This window comes from Microbacterium sp. NPDC059771 (genome assembly GCF_042732495.1).
Taxonomy (GTDB): domain Bacteria; phylum Actinomycetota; class Actinomycetes; order Actinomycetales; family Microbacteriaceae; genus Microbacterium; species Microbacterium sufflavum.
In genome coordinates, this window is record NZ_JBHWHK010000003.1 from 193,322 (window position 1) to 207,443 (window position 14,122).

Here is a 14,122-nt window from a genome sequence, read left to right on the forward strand (position 1 = left end):
CTCACGCCCCCGCCCGACTGGGGCCGACGTTGGGCGCGCCCTTGGCCGCTGCGGAGCGGATGCGGGCCTCCTGCTCGACTGCGGCGCGCTCGGAGGCGGTCTTGGCCGTGTTGAGGGTGACGCTCGTCGTCGGGGCCGCTCCGAACCGGCGATGCACCTCTGCGAGGGCATCAGCGCGCTGCTGCTCGGTCGGGAGTCGGTGCGCCTCGCGTCGTGCCTGCTCGCGTGCCTCCGCCCACAGCGCGCTGCCGTAGGTCCACGACTCCAGGTCACGAGGAGCACGTCCAGGGCGCAGACGCACGGCTCCCCAGCGCTGAAGCTGCGCGGCCTCATCATGGAGCACCCCGGACCAACCAGGGCGTCCGTGACGGTCGAGGTCAGCGGCCAACATCTCCTCGTCAACAAGGATCTCGTCACCGCGCATGAGGGTGACGGAGGCGGCTCCGAAGATGGAGGTGCTGCGCATGATCTTCACCCCGGACTCATCGACCGAGTGCATCCACTCACCGGCTGCTGCGACACGAGGATCGCCGTTGTCAACGACGGCATCGTCAAGTGCTGCTGCCCGCTCACGTGCGGCCTTCAGTCGCTGCTGCGCCGGGGTCAAGGAGGCGGCGGACTCGGGGATGTCCAGCTCGGCGGTCAGCTCGGACAGGCGGTGCTTCTTCTCGGTGATACTCATGGGGCAATCTCCTGTGGGGTCGATTCTGGATTCGAGCGAAGTTCCGCACGCATGCCCGCTGCCAGCTCTGTCAGCCCCTCGGCATCCAGAGCGTCGGCCATGAGTGAGGCCAGCTCGGGCGACTTCTCAACTGCGGCGTCGAGGGCTCGGGCGAGCTTGGCGACCTTGGCGCGGTCGGCTGCGACATCGTCGTGCGTGATGCGGAACCGGTCGGCCAGACTGTCGAGCGCTCGCGTCTCGGCGTCGCCCAGTCGGGCACCCAGGGCCGCGTTGCCTGCCGCGTACGCGCTAACTCGTGCGGCGCGGGCATCGTTGGCGATGTCGGCCAGCCGCTCGACCAAGGCGAGGGGGCGTGTGTCCGGCGTGCTCGTGATCGTCTGCTGGATGGCCGGGCGGAGGTGGAACTTGACGTGGCGATAGAGCGAATCGCGACTAACTCCGAACTGCTGCACGAGCTGCGCAATCGGCGTATGGATGACGAGAGCCGCATCCAGCTCGATCAGGTCGGGGTGAGAGCAGATCGTGCAGGATCTCCCGTACAAGTTCGCGTTGCTCTGCGGCTGCGGCACGATGCCCTCCCTTCCGATGCGGTCAGGACGAGTATCGGCACAACTGCTACACGGCGCTGCGCGGCGTATGAGCTGCGCCAGCCCGCTGCTCCTGCCGTGGGAGATCGTCAATCAAACTGGGCGGATAGATATGCTCGCGGCATGCGCATCTTGATGGCAGTAATCGCAGGACTTCTTTCGGTGTCGATGCTGACTGCCTGCTCCTCAGAAAGCGACGAACGACCCGTGGGCAATGCACCTACGACACCGTCGGATGACCCAAAGCCCCCAAGCTCGGTCGAGCCGGAGCCAGCCCCCACCGATGATGCGCCCCACATCGAGATATACCCGAACAAGCCCACGAGCACGGATCTGTCGTGCATCGATGCCGTTGCAGCCGCCGCGGCGGTTCCGGGAGCCGAGGACAACAACGACGAAGTGTTCGTAACGCTCATCGCCTGCGACTCCGTCGAGGAGTGGGGTGCAGCCGTCGTCGCAAACCCCGGCGTGTTCGCCGTGTCCTCCGTGGCCCCAAGCGAGATCGACTTTTACACAATGATCGTGTGCTCCGGCGCTGAGGAGACGCCAGTCTGCACTGACGCTGTAGTTCGCGGAACCCTCTGACTATCAGCTGCTCTTGCAGACTCCGACATCGGAGGTGACTTCAGTGTCGGACGCCCGCTCGGCTATTGATGCCGGTACGCGCTAACCACGCTCGCGGAGCGCTCGCCGCATGCGGTCGATGGTGCTCTGCGAGACGCCCAGCGCGATGGACTGCTGTGCCTTGGTCTGGCCGTGGAGGGAGGCGAGCTGATCGAGGTCGTCGTCGGTCCAGGTAGGCCCCGGGCTCTTGGAGCGCCGCCCTCCGGTCGCGCCTCGTGCCCTCATTTCTCGAATCCAGTCTGGAGACCAATCCCTGAGCACTGCCGTCGCGGCGGCGTCGGCCATCGTCTCGATGTCGGCGTAGCTGATGCCGTGGCCGCGGTTCGAGTAGTAGGTGTCGTACGTCTTCGCGCGCTCACGCATCCGGCGCTCGAAGAGGTCGGCCAGATCCTCGTGCGACGGTGGGGCATATCCAGCACCGTCCAAATCGTTCAGCGTACGGAAGCCCCATGTGGCCAAGTAGCGCCAGATGTCTCCCTTGTAGCTGGTCCCGTTGCGGGTCAGGTTGCCCTCCGCGTCGTAGCGGTTCTTCGCGTACATCGGGCGGAGCGCCGGGAACCGGAGGATCTTGCGCTGAGACCGTCCCGCCGTTCGTGGCCTCGTCGCCTTGGAGGAGAAGGTCCACAACGTGCCCTCGTCGGCCTGTCTCTCCCTTGGGGGGAGTACGGGGTTACTTGACGCACGATTCGCGCTAACGGGTGCGAGCACCTTACTTGATGCGCGTGACGCGCTAACCGAAGTGCTCTTTTCTGACGCGCTCGCGCTAACCGTAGTGCGCTGCATCTCGGCAAGGGTGAGCTTGCGGGGGCCAGGGGTGCGACGGGGTACGTCGGCGGGTAGGCTCGACATCGGAAATCACCTTCATCGCCGTCTCTCTCTGCCAGGAGGAGGCGGCGTTTCCGCGTTCACGCCTCGGACGGGTCAGGCTGAGGTTACGCCCTGAACGAGGTCTTCGCCAGCTACAAAACTCCTGTTTAGCGCGTATATTCGTTAAGTTTGCAGCTTTAGTGCTGGGTACGCGCTAGATATTCACATACCCCTATTAGGGTTTTCTTCGTGACGCTCATGACGGCGGGGTTGGTCGTGGTGATCTGGGCGGTCGCGGGGCCCGCGCTGACCTCGCTGTTCGAGCAGGCGATCCAGCGGGTGTCGGGTCTCTGACGTGCCCCTCCGTGCGGCCGTGATCGAAGACCGCGGGTCGAACCCGGTGGAGTTCGTCCTGGTCGGCACGCTCCTCACCGCCCTCACCCTCGCGGTGCTGCAGCTGGCGCTCGCGGTCTACGTGCGCAATGTGGTGCACGACGCGGCGGTGGAGGGCGCCTACTACGCCGCCCTCGCAGACGTCTCGCTCGGCGAGGGGAAGCAGCGCACGCAGGACGTGATCACCCGCGCGATCGGCCCCGCCTACGCGGAGGACGTCGCCGTCGGGACATCGCGCCTCGCCGGCCGGGAGTCGGTCGACGTGCGGGTGAGGACCAGCCTGCCGGTGTTCGGCCTGATCGGCGTGCCGTACGGGCTGCAGGTCGAGGCTCACGCACCGGCGGAGTCGTTCGATGCGGGATGATCGCGGCTCGAGCTCCCTGGAGTTCATCGCCGCCGGGGTTCTGATGCTCGTGCCGCTGCTGTATCTGGTGATCGTGCTCGGCTCCGTTCAGGAGCAGACGCTGGGGGTCGAGGCCGCCGCCCGGCACGCGGCGCGCGTGATCGCGACCGCTCCCGACGCGAGGACGGCCGCCTCCCGGGGCGATGCGGTGCTGTCGAGCATCGCATCGCAGTACGGCATCGACGACGACGACGTGCAGTTGACCGTGAGGTGTCGTCCGGAGGGTGTTCCGTGCCCCTCCGCCGGTGCGACCGTCATGGTCTCGGTCGCCACCAGCGCCCGCCTGCCGTTCGTGCCCGCGGTCCTGGGCCTGGACAGAGCCGTGTCGGTGCCGATCGAGGCCGTGTCGGCGCAGAAGGTGTCGCGTCAGTGGGGTGCCGAGTGAAGGCGGGGGACGCCGCCCGGGGCACGGACGCGGAGGAGGGGAGCGTGCTGCTGCTCGTGCTCGGCTACGTGCTGCTCGCGCTCGCCGTGATCTTCGTGTGCGCCTGCGCGACCGACCTGTACATCGCCCAGAAGCGCCTGGACGCCCTCGCCGATGCGGCCGCGCTCGCCGGAACCGACGGCTTCGTCCTCACGGTGCAGGGGCAGACGCCGCGCGCGGAACTCACGGACGAGGCGGTGGCGGCGCAGGCCCGGCCGCTCGTGGACGGTGCGGGCGGGGACGAGGTGCTGGTGTCGGCGACCTCCCCGGACGGGGCTTCGGCGCGCGTGACCGTTCGCACGGCGTGGCATCCACCGCTCGTGTCGCCGTTCGTGCCGGAGGGTCTCACGCTGCAGGCGACCGCGACGAGCCGCACCGCCCTGCGGTGACCAGCCGGGGCCTCAGGCCTCCGCGGGCGGATCCGGGCGGGGGACGAAGCGGGGGATCCACCGCAGGAACCCGGCAGCGCCGAGCAGTCCGATCACGCCGATGGCGCCCGCGGCGACGGAGAGCGTCGACACCGCGGTGATGGCGGAGACGAGCAGCGGGGCGACGGCGCCGCCGGCATCGGTCAGGGTGCGCCAGGAGCCGAGGAAGGCGGCGGGCTCGCGCTCCGGGGCGACGTCGGCGCCGAGCGTGAGCAGGATGCCGCTGGAGAGCCCGTTGCCCACGCCCAGGACGGCGGCGAACATCCCGAACCACAGCACCGCGGCATCCCCGTCGTGGGTGAAGGCCAGAGCGAGGAACCCGACACCCATGAGCAGCATCGCCGGCATGGCCGCCCACAGCCGCCCGAACCGGTCCATCACCTGCCCGCTCGCGTAGAAGAGGACGAAGTCGATCGCGCCCGAGACCCCGACGACCAGCGCGATCGTCGACGCGTCGAGCCCCAGCGACAGGCCCCACAGCGGCAGGACCACCTGCCGGGCGGAGCGGACGGCGGACAGAGACGCGGCGGCGAGACCGAGCCGCGACAGCAGTCGTCGCTGCCGCCACATGGTCTGGAAGATGCCCGCGCGCTCGATCGTCGGGATCGAGCCGCTCACGGCCTCTCCGCTGTCCTCCACGAAACGCTCGGTCGAACGCACCGGCGGGATCGTGGCCTCCGGGTCCGGCCCGAACAGCACGAGCAGCACCATCACCACGAGGCAGACGCCGAAGAACCAGATCGCCGCGGACTCGCTGCCGAACAGCTGCAGAAGCCCCGCGGCGACGAACGGGCCGATGAAGATGCCCAGACGGAAGCTGCCGCCCAACAGGGACAGCGAGCGCGCACGGAACGGCAGGGGTACGCGCGTGGTCATGAACGCGTGCCGCGCCAGCCCGAACGCGGCCGCGCACAGCCCGAGCACGAACACGGAGGCCGCGAGCACGCCGAGCGACGGCGCGAACAGCATGCCCGCTCCGGACAGCAGCGCCGCCGTTCCGGCGATCACCATCGTGTATCGCTCGCCGATGCGGCCCACGGCCCAGCCGGCCGGGAGGTTCCCGCAGAGCTGTCCCACCACGAGCGCCGACGCGACCAGCGCCGCCGTCGCCACGTCCGCGCCCATCGACGCGGCGATCACCGGGATCAGGGGGATGACGGCCCCCTCGCCGAGAGCGAAGAGGACGGTGGGCAGGTACACCATCGGTCCGAACTGACGAAGGACCGTGGATGCGCTGCTCACCCTCCTCACGCTACTCCCGCGCGGGAGCAGCGCCCGACGACGGCGTCCCCGCGGGCGCGGGCGGCACGTTAGGCTGAGGTGTCATGCTCGAACTAGATCTCTCCGCCGAAATCCAGGCGCTCAGGCACACCTTCGGCGACATCAGCGAGGTCGTCGATGTCAACCGTCTGCGCGAGGACATCGCGCGACTCAGCGAGGAGGCCGGTGCGCCCGACCTCTGGGACGACACCGAGAACGCGCAGAAGGTGACGAGTGCGCTGAGCCACCGTCAGTCCGAGCTCGCGCGCATCACCGGCATCGCCCAGCGCCTCGACGACCTCGAGGTGCTCGTCGACCTGGCCAACGAGATGGGCGACGAGGACTCCGCCATCGAGGCGCGCAACGAGCTCGGCACCCTGACCGACCTCATCAACCAGCTCGAGGTGCAGACGCTCCTCGACGGCGAGTACGACGAGCGCAGCGCGATCGTCACGATCCGCTCCGGGGCGGGTGGCGACGACGCCACCGACTTCGCGGAGATGCTCATGCGCATGTACCTGCGGTGGGCTGAGCGGCACAAGTACCCCGTCAAGGTGATGGACACCTCGTACGCCGAGGGTGCGGGCATCAAGTCGGCGACCTTCGAGATCGATGCCCCCTACGCGTTCGGCACGATCTCCGTCGAGGCCGGCACGCACCGCCTCGCGCGCATCAGCCCCTTCGGCTCGGCCGACAAGCGGCAGACGTCGTTCGCCGCCGTCGAGGTGATCCCGCTGATGGAGGAGGCCACCGAGGTCGACATCCCGGAGAACGACATCCGCGTCGACGTGTTCCGCTCCTCGGGCCCGGGTGGGCAGTCGGTCAACACGACCGACTCCGCCGTGCGCATCACGCACCTCCCGACCGGCATCGTCGTGTCGATGCAGAACGAGAAGTCGCAGATCCAGAACCGGGCAGCCGCCATGCGCGTGCTGCAGAACCGCCTGCTGCTGCTGCAGAAGGAGCAGGAAGCGGCGAAGAAGAAGGAGCTGGCGGGCAACATCACCGCGAGCTGGGGCGACCAGATGCGCTCCTACTTCCTCTACGGCCAACAGCTGGTGAAGGACCTCCGCACGGGGCAGGAGTCGGGTAACCCCGCCGCGGTGTTCGACGGCGACCTCGACGACTTCATCTCCGCCGGCATCCGCTGGCGCAAGCGCCGCGACGACGACGACTGACGCACGAAGGCCCCGGATCGCTCCGGGGCCTTCGTCGTGTGCGGCGGTCAGCGAGCGGCGCCGCGCAGCGTGCCGGTCACATCGTCGTAGCTGTAGGCGATGCACTGGATCGCGCGGTCGCCCGCACGGGTCCACGACGCCTTCGTGGGCTGGTAGCTGTAGAAGTCCAGCTCCGACTGCTCGTACGGGACGCCGACAAATCCCTCGAACTGCGCCAGGCAGCCGTCCCACGCCTCATCGAGCAGTGCGCTCTCGCCGGGGAAGGTCTGGTCGTCGACCTCGTAGATGAAGTACACCTCGTCGGTGTGCGGCTGATCGCACGGCACGACCGGGAGCTCGAAGATCGTGTCCTCGCCGGTGTAGTCCACGTAGGGGAGGCAATCGCCCACCTCGAGGTCTTCGAACGCGACCATCTCGGCGCCGTCGATCGTCGACGGGTCGACGGGCGAACCGGACTCCGTCGCCGGCGCGCTCGGCGACGGCACCGGGTCTCCGGACGCCTCGACCGACGTGAGCCCGACCGCGATCAGGGCGACCGCGCCAGCGAGGGTCGAGCCGAGCACGGCCACGGCGAGCCCGGCGATGCCCGGCCACTTCGTTCCCCGCAGGAACAGCGAGACGAGCGACACGACGAAGCCGGCAGCCACGACGACCCATCCGATCGGCGCCGTGAGGGGCACGCACGCGAGCACGACCCCGACCAGCGCGACCGCGAGCCCGACCAGGCCGGGGATCGACGGACGCCGCGCGGTCGTGCTCGATGCGGCGGCCGGTGCGCCCGGGGAGCCGGGTCCCAGTGGTACGGCCGCTCCGTTGCCCGGGGCCGCGGTGGCTGCGGACCCCGGGGCTGCCGCGTACGGGGGCGCCGCGTACGGGGAGGACGGGGTGAACGGCGAGGACGGCGGCACGAACGGCTCGAAGGCCGCCTGGACCGGGGTAGCTGCGAGCGGCACCGGGGGTGTCGGCATCGCGGGCGTCGGCACCGCGGGCGTCGGCACCGCGGGTGCGGGCTCGGTCCCCGCGGTGGAGGCGGGAGGCTGCGGTACGCCCGACGACGCAGGGATCTCGGGCGCAGAGGGGTTCGGGTCGATGCTGCGGACGTGCGCGGTCCACTGCTGGCCGTCCCACCACCGCAGGCTGCCGGAGCCGTCGTCGTACCAGCCCTCGGGTGTCGTCATGAGCGGTGCCTCTGTCTTCTTCGGGCGACGCTCAGCGCGCGGTGGCTTCCACGGTCACGCGGGCGACCTCCTGGAACAGCTCGTCGCTGACGATCACGACGTACGATCCGCTCTGGGCGACATCGAACGACACGGTGCCCTGCGTGGTCTCACCCGCCGGGAGTTCACTCGATTCGAGTGTCGCATCGCCGAAGATGTCGTAGTCGCCCTCGGCACCCTCCGCGGTCTCGACCGAGAAGTACAGCGGGTTCACATAGGTCGTGCCCTCGAGCGTCTCCCACGTGAGGTCGATCACCAGGTAGCCGCCGTTGGTCGCCTCGAAGTCCGAGCCGTTGGTGGTGCCCCAGGTGGCGGACGTGATCGTCAGCTCCGCGCTGCCGGACATCTGCGTCACGGTGATCGGATCGCCGAGGCTGCCCTCGACGACCGTGCCGGAGCCGGTGCCGTCGTCCGTTCCGGAATCCGTGCCTGAGTCGCTCGTCCCCGTGTCGGAGCCGTCGTCGGGCAGCGAGTCGGAGCGGTCGACCTGGCTGGCGACGGCACCGAGGAAGAACACGAAGCTCATGATCGCGGCGATGATCGCGCCGAGCACCGAGACGCCCAGGCCCGTGATGCCCGGCCACTTCTTGCCCTTCAGGAACAGGGAGATGAGCGACACGATGAAGCCCGCGCCGAGGAACAGCCACGAGAAGACGACCGTGAACGGCGTGAAGGCGAGGAGCAGGCCGAGGGCGGCGAGACCGAGGCCGACGAGGCCCAGCACGGAGATCTTCGCCGGCGCCGGGGCTGCCGCGGCGTAAGCCGGAGCGCCGGGGTAGCCGCCGCCCTGAGCGGGATACGTCTGCGCGGTGGGGTAGGCCGCCTGCCCCGGGTAGCCGCCCTGGCCCGCAGGCTGCGCGGCGGGGGAGTACTGCCCGGGGTAGCCGCCCTGCGGAGAGGCGGCCAGTCCGGCGGGAGGCTGCACTCCGGTCGGAGGCGGCGTGACCGTCCCGGCCGCCGTGGCTCCGGGCGCAGACCAGTCGGCCACCGGCGCGGCACCGGGAAGCTCGTGGGCGCCCGAGGCTGGCGCGGCCCAGTCGCTCGCGGGCTCGGGTGCGACCACGGCCTCTGGCGCGTCAGCGGCGGCGGTGGCGGCGGTGGCGTCGGGTGCAGTGGCGTCGGGAGTGGCGGCGTCAGGTGCGGTGGCGTCGGCGGCGGTCGCGGTGGCGTCGGGCGTGGTGGTCTCGGGCGCGGTGGCGTCGGGTGCGGTGGCGTCGGCGGCCGTGGCCTCGGGCTGCGCGTCGGGCACCGCCGCGGCGGGCGCACCCGGCATCGTCTCGGACTCGGATGACGGGGACTCCTGGGCGGGCACAGCGGGCGTCTCGGGCGCGAAGTGCTCGGTCCACTGCTGGCCGTCCCACCACCGCAGCCGACCGGAGCCGTCGTCGTACCAGCCAGCAGGTGTCGTCATGGAAGTCCCCTCCGTGTGCGCGCTCGCGTGGGTGACGCGAATCGACTCTCCATGTATAGCAGTGGGCAGCGACGCCGACACCGTTTGCACAGGTCGACGGCCTGAGGCCGCGCGGGGTGTCGCAGCGGGTCAGCGCAGAGCCCGCGCTTAGGCTCGAATCGCCATGATTCGGTTCGAGAACGTCACGAAGCGCTACCGCGGGACGTCGAAGCCCGCCCTGTCCGGAGTCGACTTCGAAGTGCAACGCGGGGAGTTCGTCTTCCTCGTCGGCGCTTCGGGATCGGGCAAGTCGTCCTGCCTGCGGCTCATCCTGCGGGAGGACGTGCCCACCAGCGGTCGCGTCGCCGTCCTCGGTCGCGATCTCCGCTCCCTCGCGAACCGGAAGGTGCCGTACTTCCGTCGCCACATCGGCTCCGTGTTCCAGGACTTCCGCCTGCTGCCGTCCAAGACCGTGCACCAAAACGTCGCGTTCACGCTGCAGGTCACCGGCTCCTCGCGCGGTTTCATCCAGCAGGCCGTGCCCGAGGCCCTGGCACTGGTCGGGCTCGAGGGCAAGGAGAAGCGCATGCCGCACGAGCTCTCCGGCGGTGAGCAGCAGCGCGTCGCGATCGCCCGTGCCCTCGTGAACCGTCCGCAGGTGCTGCTGGCCGACGAGCCCACCGGAAACCTCGACCCCGCGACCTCCGTCGACATCATGCAGCTGCTCGCCCGCATCAACGCCGGTGGCACGACCGTGCTCATGGCCACGCACGAGGCGGGGTTCGTCGATCAGATGCGTCGCCGCGTGATCGAGCTGCGCGACGGCGAGATGGTGCGCGACGAGGTCCACGGCGGCTACGGCGACACCTCGAACATCCCGCGACTCGCGCCGGAGGAGGTGCGGGGAGCCGCCGCCGCGGCCGCCCTCACCGCGGTGCAGGAGGTGCAGCGGCAGACCGCCGACCTGTCGGTGGTGCGTGCCGCCCTGGCGGAGGAGCTCGACGCGCAGCGCCGCGCCGCCGCAGCCGCGGCCCCGCAGCCGGAACGTGAGCCGCAGGTGGTCGAGCCGCCCGAGCCGCCGCGTCGCGGAGTGGTGGAACCGCCGGATGAGGCGGAGCGTACCCCGGCCGCGGAGAAGGCTCCGGTCGAGCGTCCGGCCACCCCTCGCACACACCCGATCGTGCTGCCGGAGGTCGACGTCGCCGAGCTCGGCGTGGCCGACCGTCTCGGCCTCTCCGACCAGGACGACGAGGAAGTGGGCCCGACCTCATGAGAATCGGCCTGATCCTGACCGAGGCCCTCGTTGGTCTCCGTCGCAACATCTCGATGGTCATCTCCGTCGTGCTGGTGACGTTCGTGTCGCTGACCTTCGTGGGCGCGGCGATCCTCATGCAGTCCCAGATCGGCGTGATGCGGGGCTATTGGGCCGAGCGTGCCCAGGTGGCGGTGTACATGTGCTCGGCGGTGTCGGAGTCGGACACCTGCGTCGACGGCGCCGCCAGCGAGGAGCAGGTCGCCGCGGTGCGCGCCCAGCTCGAGGGCGACGCGCTGGCGCCGCTGATCAGCTCCATGACGTTCGACACCAAAGAGGAGACGTACGCCAAGCTCGTCGAGCAGGTGGGCGAGGAGCAGGCGAGCGTGCTCACGCCCGACCAGGCGTTCGAGGTGTTCTTCGTGACGATGAAGGATCCGGGGCAGTCGCAGGTGCTCGCCGAGGCGTTCAGCGGACAGGCGGGCGTGGAGCAGGTGCAGGACCAGCTGCAGTACCTCGAGCCGCTGTTCTCCGCGCTCACCGTCGCGACCTACATCGCGGTCGGGATCGCCGTGCTGATGCTGATCGCCGCGACCCTCCTGATCGGGACGACCATCCGACTATCGGCCTACGCGAGACGCAAGGAGATCGGGATCATGCGCCTGGTGGGCGCGTCCAACCGGTTCATCCAGACGCCGTTCGTGCTGGAGGGCGTCTTCGCGGCCTTCCTCGGCTCGGCGCTCGCGTGCGCGGCAGTCGTCGCCGGGGTGCACTTCGGCGTCAACGGCTACCTGCGCGGGCGGGTCCCGTTCATCACGACCTGGGTCACCATGAACGACGCGTTCCTCGTGGTGCCCGTGCTGGTGGGGATCGGCGTCGTGCTGGCGGCGCTGTCGGCCGGCTTCGCGATCCGTCGCTGGCTGCGCACCTGATACCCTGAAAGGCTGCTCGGCCGGATCCTCGGTCGAGCTCGTCACGGCAACAGGAGAGCATCATGCCCAGGGAGCGCGGGGAGAAAGTCGTCGCGACCAATCGTCGCGCGCGTCACGACTACACCATCGAGAAGTCGTACGAGGCGGGAATGGTGCTCACCGGCACCGAGGTCAAGTCACTCCGTCAGGGGCGCGCGAACCTCAGCGACGGATACGCGTTCGTCAAGGGGAACGAGGTGTTCCTCGACGCCGTGCACATCCCGGAGTACTCGCAGGGGCACTGGACCAACCACTCCGCCAAGCGCATCCGCAAGCTGCTGCTGCACCGTGAGGAGATCGCCAAGCTCTCCCACGCGGTCTCGGCCGGTGGATACACCCTGATCCCGCTGAAGCTCTACTTCTCCGACGGCAGGGCCAAGGTCGAGATCGCTCTCGCGAAGGGAAAGCGCGAGTACGACAAGAGGCAGACGCTGCGCGAGCGGCAGGACACGCGCGAGGCCGAGCGGGCCATGCGCCTGCGCAACCGCGTCGGCGAGTAGCCCGCGCCGTCAGGGCGCCGGGGTGAAGCCGAACACGCGGCCGAGGAACGCGAGCTCGCGCTGCAGAGCGTCCACGATGTTCTCCGCGCTGCGGAAGCCGTGCCCCTCTGCCGGATACAGCGCGTACTCGTGCTCGATGCCGTTCGCGGCGAGGGCGTTGCGGATCGCCTCGGACTGCGACGGAGGCACCACGCGGTCCTCGCCGCCCTGGAGCAGCAGCACGGGCACGTCGATCCGGTCGGCGTGCGTGAGGGGTGAACGCTCGACGTACACGTGCTCGTCCTCCGGCAGCCGCCCGACCAGACCGTCGAGGTACGGCGCCTCGAAGTCGTGCGTCTCGGCGGCCAGCAGGCGCAGGTCCGCCACACCGTAGCGGCTGATGCCCGCCGCGAAGGTCCCGCCCCGCACCAGCGCCGACAGAACGGTCCAGCCGCCGGCCGAACCGCCGCGGATCGCGATGCGCGCGGGGTCGGCGAGCCCCGCATCGGCCAGGCCCCGCGCGGCGGCGACCACGTCGTCCACGTCGACCACACCCCACTGCCCGACGAGGCGGTCGCGGTAGGCGCGGCCGTAGCCGGTGGAGCCGCCGTAGTTCACGTCGAGCACGCCGATGCCGCGGCTCGTGAAGAACGCGACCTCGGACGACGCGGCCCCCGTCACATGCGCGGTCGGTCCTCCATGGACGAACACGATGTACGGCGGAAGCTCGCCGGGAGCCGCGGTGTGCGCGGGGTTCGCGGGCGGGTAGGCGAACGCGTGCACCGAGCCGTGCGCGCCGTCCACCACGATCGGCTGCGCGCCGGGCATCCACTCCGGATCGGACGGGACCCCGCCCGCCACGGCCTCCACGCGGCCCGAGTCGAGGTCAACGCACCACACCCCGGGCGTGGTGCCCGAGCTGTTGCCGCTGAGCAGCACGCGGGAGCCGGACACGTCGTCCACGCTCACGTGCCCGTCGGCGGGGAGGTCCAGCGCGGTGCTCGTCGTGCCGTCCGCCGGGAGCACGTGCACCTCGTCGCGGCCGTTCGTGCGCGCGGCGACCACGCGTCCGTCCGCCAGCGGCTGGAACCACCGGTTGCCCAGCACCCACAGGCCGTAGCCGGTGTCGGCGTCGGTCCCGGTCAGGGCGATCGGTGCGGCTGCGGGTGTCACGCCGTCGACGTGAAGGCGCTGCACCTGCCAGCGCCCGGACGCGTCGTCGGCGTACACGAGCGCGGTGTCGTCGAGCCACTCCGGCTGCAGGGCGGCGGACGACGCGATGCGCACGATCTCGCCGTCGGCGAGCGACGCGATCGCGAGCTGCGCCTCGTCCCACGGCATCGTCCGCTCGTGCCACTCGACCCAGGCCACCCGCGTGCCGTCGGGCGACAGCGCCGGGTGCGCGAAGAAGCCCGTGCCCTCCGCGATCACCCGGAGCGCGCCGTCGTCCTCGGCCGCGGATCCGTCCACCGGGATCTCGACGATGCCGCGCCGGTGCGGGTCCGGACGGAGGTCTTCGCGCACGGCCAGCAGTCGTCCGCTCTGCAGTCGGAGTCCGCCGTACGACGCACCGGCGGGCGTGAGCGGCTCGGGCTCGCCCCCGGGGACGAGGCGATGCACGCGCTGATCCGCGCCCGAGACGAAGAACAGCGCACCGTCGCCGGCCGTCCACGCCCCGCCGCCGTACTCGTGCACGCGCGACCGCGCACTCCACGGAGCCGGCAGGATCTCGGCGCCGGAGGAGCTGCGTACGGTCACGCGTCCGGCTTCGGCCGGCACGGACTCGCCCCACCAGATCTCCGACCCGGCGAACCGGGCGCCGTCGATGCGCGGTGCGGAGGTCGCGACAGACGCGGCGGTGAAGGGGGAGGGCCAGGAACCGAAGGGCAGCGACGACATGCCTCGAGCCTAGGCGGACCGACACACGGCGTCACACACGTGCGGCCCCGCGCGGGGCTGTTCTAGGTTGCTGGAAACGCCCGGTTCGTCCAGGGCGTGGAGCGACAGCCGAGCCCGGCACCCGCCCG

Annotated in this window: 15 protein-coding genes; 8 read left to right on the plus strand and 7 right to left on the minus strand. The window is 70.3% G+C overall.

Annotated features, from left to right (window positions below; all coding sequences use genetic code 11):
- Nucleotide 1: 1 nt before the first annotated feature.
- Together ACFV3I_RS18255 and ACFV3I_RS18260 are read right to left on the minus strand one after the other, a co-directional pair.
- On the minus strand, nt 2-682 hold the full coding sequence (locus tag ACFV3I_RS18255) for a hypothetical protein (protein ID WP_378823917.1): 681 nt from the start codon (nt 680-682) through the stop codon (nt 2-4).
- A complete protein-coding gene (locus tag ACFV3I_RS18260; protein WP_378823919.1) occupies nt 679-1,251 on the minus strand; it encodes a hypothetical protein in 573 nt (190 codons plus the stop codon). Before ACFV3I_RS18260 ends, ACFV3I_RS18255 begins: the two co-directional genes overlap by 4 nt.
- Before the next feature lie 141 nt (nt 1,252-1,392).
- Here ACFV3I_RS18260 and ACFV3I_RS18265 point away from each other — a divergent pair, with 141 nt between their 5' ends.
- On the plus strand, nt 1,393-1,854 hold the full coding sequence (locus ACFV3I_RS18265) for a hypothetical protein (protein ID WP_378823920.1): 462 nt from the start codon (nt 1,393-1,395) through the stop codon (nt 1,852-1,854).
- Between the two features lie 81 nt (nt 1,855-1,935).
- Here ACFV3I_RS18265 and ACFV3I_RS18270 read toward each other — a convergent pair whose 3' ends face one another.
- On the minus strand, nt 1,936-2,433 hold the full coding sequence (locus ACFV3I_RS18270; protein WP_378823922.1) for a hypothetical protein: 498 nt from the start codon (nt 2,431-2,433) through the stop codon (nt 1,936-1,938).
- 622 nt (nt 2,434-3,055) lie between these two features.
- Between ACFV3I_RS18270 and ACFV3I_RS18275 the strand changes: the two genes are divergently transcribed.
- The 3 genes from ACFV3I_RS18275 to ACFV3I_RS18285 are packed head-to-tail and all read left to right on the plus strand — an operon-like array spanning nt 3,056 to nt 4,309.
- Nucleotides 3,056-3,457, plus strand: coding sequence for a TadE/TadG family type IV pilus assembly protein (locus ACFV3I_RS18275; protein WP_247639025.1), 402 nt, complete (start codon nt 3,056-3,058; stop codon nt 3,455-3,457).
- Nucleotides 3,447-3,881, plus strand: a complete 435-nt coding sequence (locus tag ACFV3I_RS18280) for a TadE family protein (protein WP_247639024.1) — start codon at nt 3,447-3,449, stop codon at nt 3,879-3,881. The genes ACFV3I_RS18275 and ACFV3I_RS18280 overlap by 11 nt, the downstream gene beginning before the upstream one ends.
- Nucleotides 3,878-4,309 carry a hypothetical protein gene (locus ACFV3I_RS18285; protein WP_378823923.1) on the plus strand — a complete coding sequence of 144 codons (432 nt, stop codon included), beginning with the start codon at nt 3,878-3,880 and terminating at the stop codon, nt 4,307-4,309. Before ACFV3I_RS18280 ends, ACFV3I_RS18285 begins: the two co-directional genes overlap by 4 nt.
- Before the next feature lie 12 nt (nt 4,310-4,321).
- Here ACFV3I_RS18285 and ACFV3I_RS18290 read toward each other — a convergent pair whose 3' ends face one another.
- On the minus strand, nt 4,322-5,551 hold the full coding sequence (locus ACFV3I_RS18290; RefSeq protein ID WP_378823941.1) for an MFS transporter: 1,230 nt from the start codon (nt 5,549-5,551) through the stop codon (nt 4,322-4,324).
- 122 nt (nt 5,552-5,673) lie between these two features.
- On the opposite strand from ACFV3I_RS18290, the gene prfB reads away from it, so the two are divergent.
- On the plus strand, nt 5,674-6,786 hold the full coding sequence (gene prfB, locus ACFV3I_RS18295) for a peptide chain release factor 2 (RefSeq protein ID WP_136030651.1): 1,113 nt from the start codon (nt 5,674-5,676) through the stop codon (nt 6,784-6,786).
- 47 nt (nt 6,787-6,833) lie between these two features.
- On the opposite strand, the gene ACFV3I_RS18300 is transcribed toward prfB, so the two are convergent.
- Nucleotides 6,834-7,964, minus strand: coding sequence for a DUF2510 domain-containing protein (locus tag ACFV3I_RS18300; RefSeq protein WP_378823924.1), 1,131 nt, complete (start codon nt 7,962-7,964; stop codon nt 6,834-6,836).
- 31 nt (nt 7,965-7,995) lie between these two features.
- Nucleotides 7,996-9,414: a DUF2510 domain-containing protein gene (locus ACFV3I_RS18305; protein ID WP_378803936.1), complete on the minus strand. Its 1,419-nt coding sequence runs from the start codon at nt 9,412-9,414 to the stop codon at nt 7,996-7,998.
- A gap of 163 nt (nt 9,415-9,577) precedes the next feature.
- Here ACFV3I_RS18305 and ftsE point away from each other — a divergent pair, with 163 nt between their 5' ends.
- The 3 genes from ftsE (at nt 9,578) to smpB (ending at nt 12,116) form a co-directional block, all read left to right on the plus strand.
- Nucleotides 9,578-10,666, plus strand: coding sequence for a cell division ATP-binding protein FtsE (ftsE, locus tag ACFV3I_RS18310; RefSeq protein ID WP_206253175.1), 1,089 nt, complete (start codon nt 9,578-9,580; stop codon nt 10,664-10,666).
- Nucleotides 10,663-11,577, plus strand: coding sequence for a permease-like cell division protein FtsX (gene ftsX / locus ACFV3I_RS18315; protein ID WP_136034313.1), 915 nt, complete (start codon nt 10,663-10,665; stop codon nt 11,575-11,577). Before ftsE ends, ftsX begins: the two co-directional genes overlap by 4 nt.
- 62 nt (nt 11,578-11,639) lie before the next feature.
- Complete coding sequence (gene smpB / locus ACFV3I_RS18320) at nt 11,640-12,116, plus strand: SsrA-binding protein SmpB (protein WP_136034311.1); 477 nt, start codon at nt 11,640-11,642, stop codon at nt 12,114-12,116.
- A 9-nt stretch (nt 12,117-12,125) separates the two neighbouring features.
- On the opposite strand, the gene ACFV3I_RS18325 is transcribed toward smpB, so the two are convergent.
- The gene (locus ACFV3I_RS18325) at nt 12,126-13,994 is read right to left on the minus strand and encodes a S9 family peptidase (protein WP_378803937.1); all 1,869 of its coding nucleotides are present in this window, start codon (nt 13,992-13,994) and stop codon (nt 12,126-12,128) included.
- Nucleotides 13,995-14,122: the final 128 nt, after the last annotated feature.

What these genes read in the sequence shown, in the direction of transcription:
- ACFV3I_RS18255 (WP_378823917.1), bottom strand. Translation starts at nt 682, where the DNA reads ATGAGTATCACCGAGAAGAAGCACCGCCTGTCCGAGCTGACCGCCGAG.
- ACFV3I_RS18265 (WP_378823920.1), top strand. Translation starts at nt 1,393, where the DNA reads ATGCGCATCTTGATGGCAGTAATCGCAGGACTTCTTTCGGTGTCGATG.
- ACFV3I_RS18270 (WP_378823922.1), bottom strand. Translation starts at nt 2,433, where the DNA reads ATGTACGCGAAGAACCGCTACGACGCGGAGGGCAACCTGACCCGCAAC.
- ACFV3I_RS18280 (WP_247639024.1), top strand. Translation starts at nt 3,447, where the DNA reads ATGCGGGATGATCGCGGCTCGAGCTCCCTGGAGTTCATCGCCGCCGGG.
- ACFV3I_RS18290 (WP_378823941.1), bottom strand. Translation starts at nt 5,551, where the DNA reads ATGGTGTACCTGCCCACCGTCCTCTTCGCTCTCGGCGAGGGGGCCGTC.
- prfB (WP_136030651.1), top strand. Translation starts at nt 5,674, where the DNA reads ATGCTCGAACTAGATCTCTCCGCCGAAATCCAGGCGCTCAGGCACACC.
- ACFV3I_RS18300 (WP_378823924.1), bottom strand. Translation starts at nt 7,964, where the DNA reads ATGACGACACCCGAGGGCTGGTACGACGACGGCTCCGGCAGCCTGCGG.
- ACFV3I_RS18305 (WP_378803936.1), bottom strand. Translation starts at nt 9,414, where the DNA reads ATGACGACACCTGCTGGCTGGTACGACGACGGCTCCGGTCGGCTGCGG.
- ftsE (WP_206253175.1), top strand. Translation starts at nt 9,578, where the DNA reads ATGATTCGGTTCGAGAACGTCACGAAGCGCTACCGCGGGACGTCGAAG.
- ftsX (WP_136034313.1), top strand. Translation starts at nt 10,663, where the DNA reads ATGAGAATCGGCCTGATCCTGACCGAGGCCCTCGTTGGTCTCCGTCGC.
- smpB (WP_136034311.1), top strand. Translation starts at nt 11,640, where the DNA reads ATGCCCAGGGAGCGCGGGGAGAAAGTCGTCGCGACCAATCGTCGCGCG.
- ACFV3I_RS18325 (WP_378803937.1), bottom strand. Translation starts at nt 13,994, where the DNA reads ATGTCGTCGCTGCCCTTCGGTTCCTGGCCCTCCCCCTTCACCGCCGCG.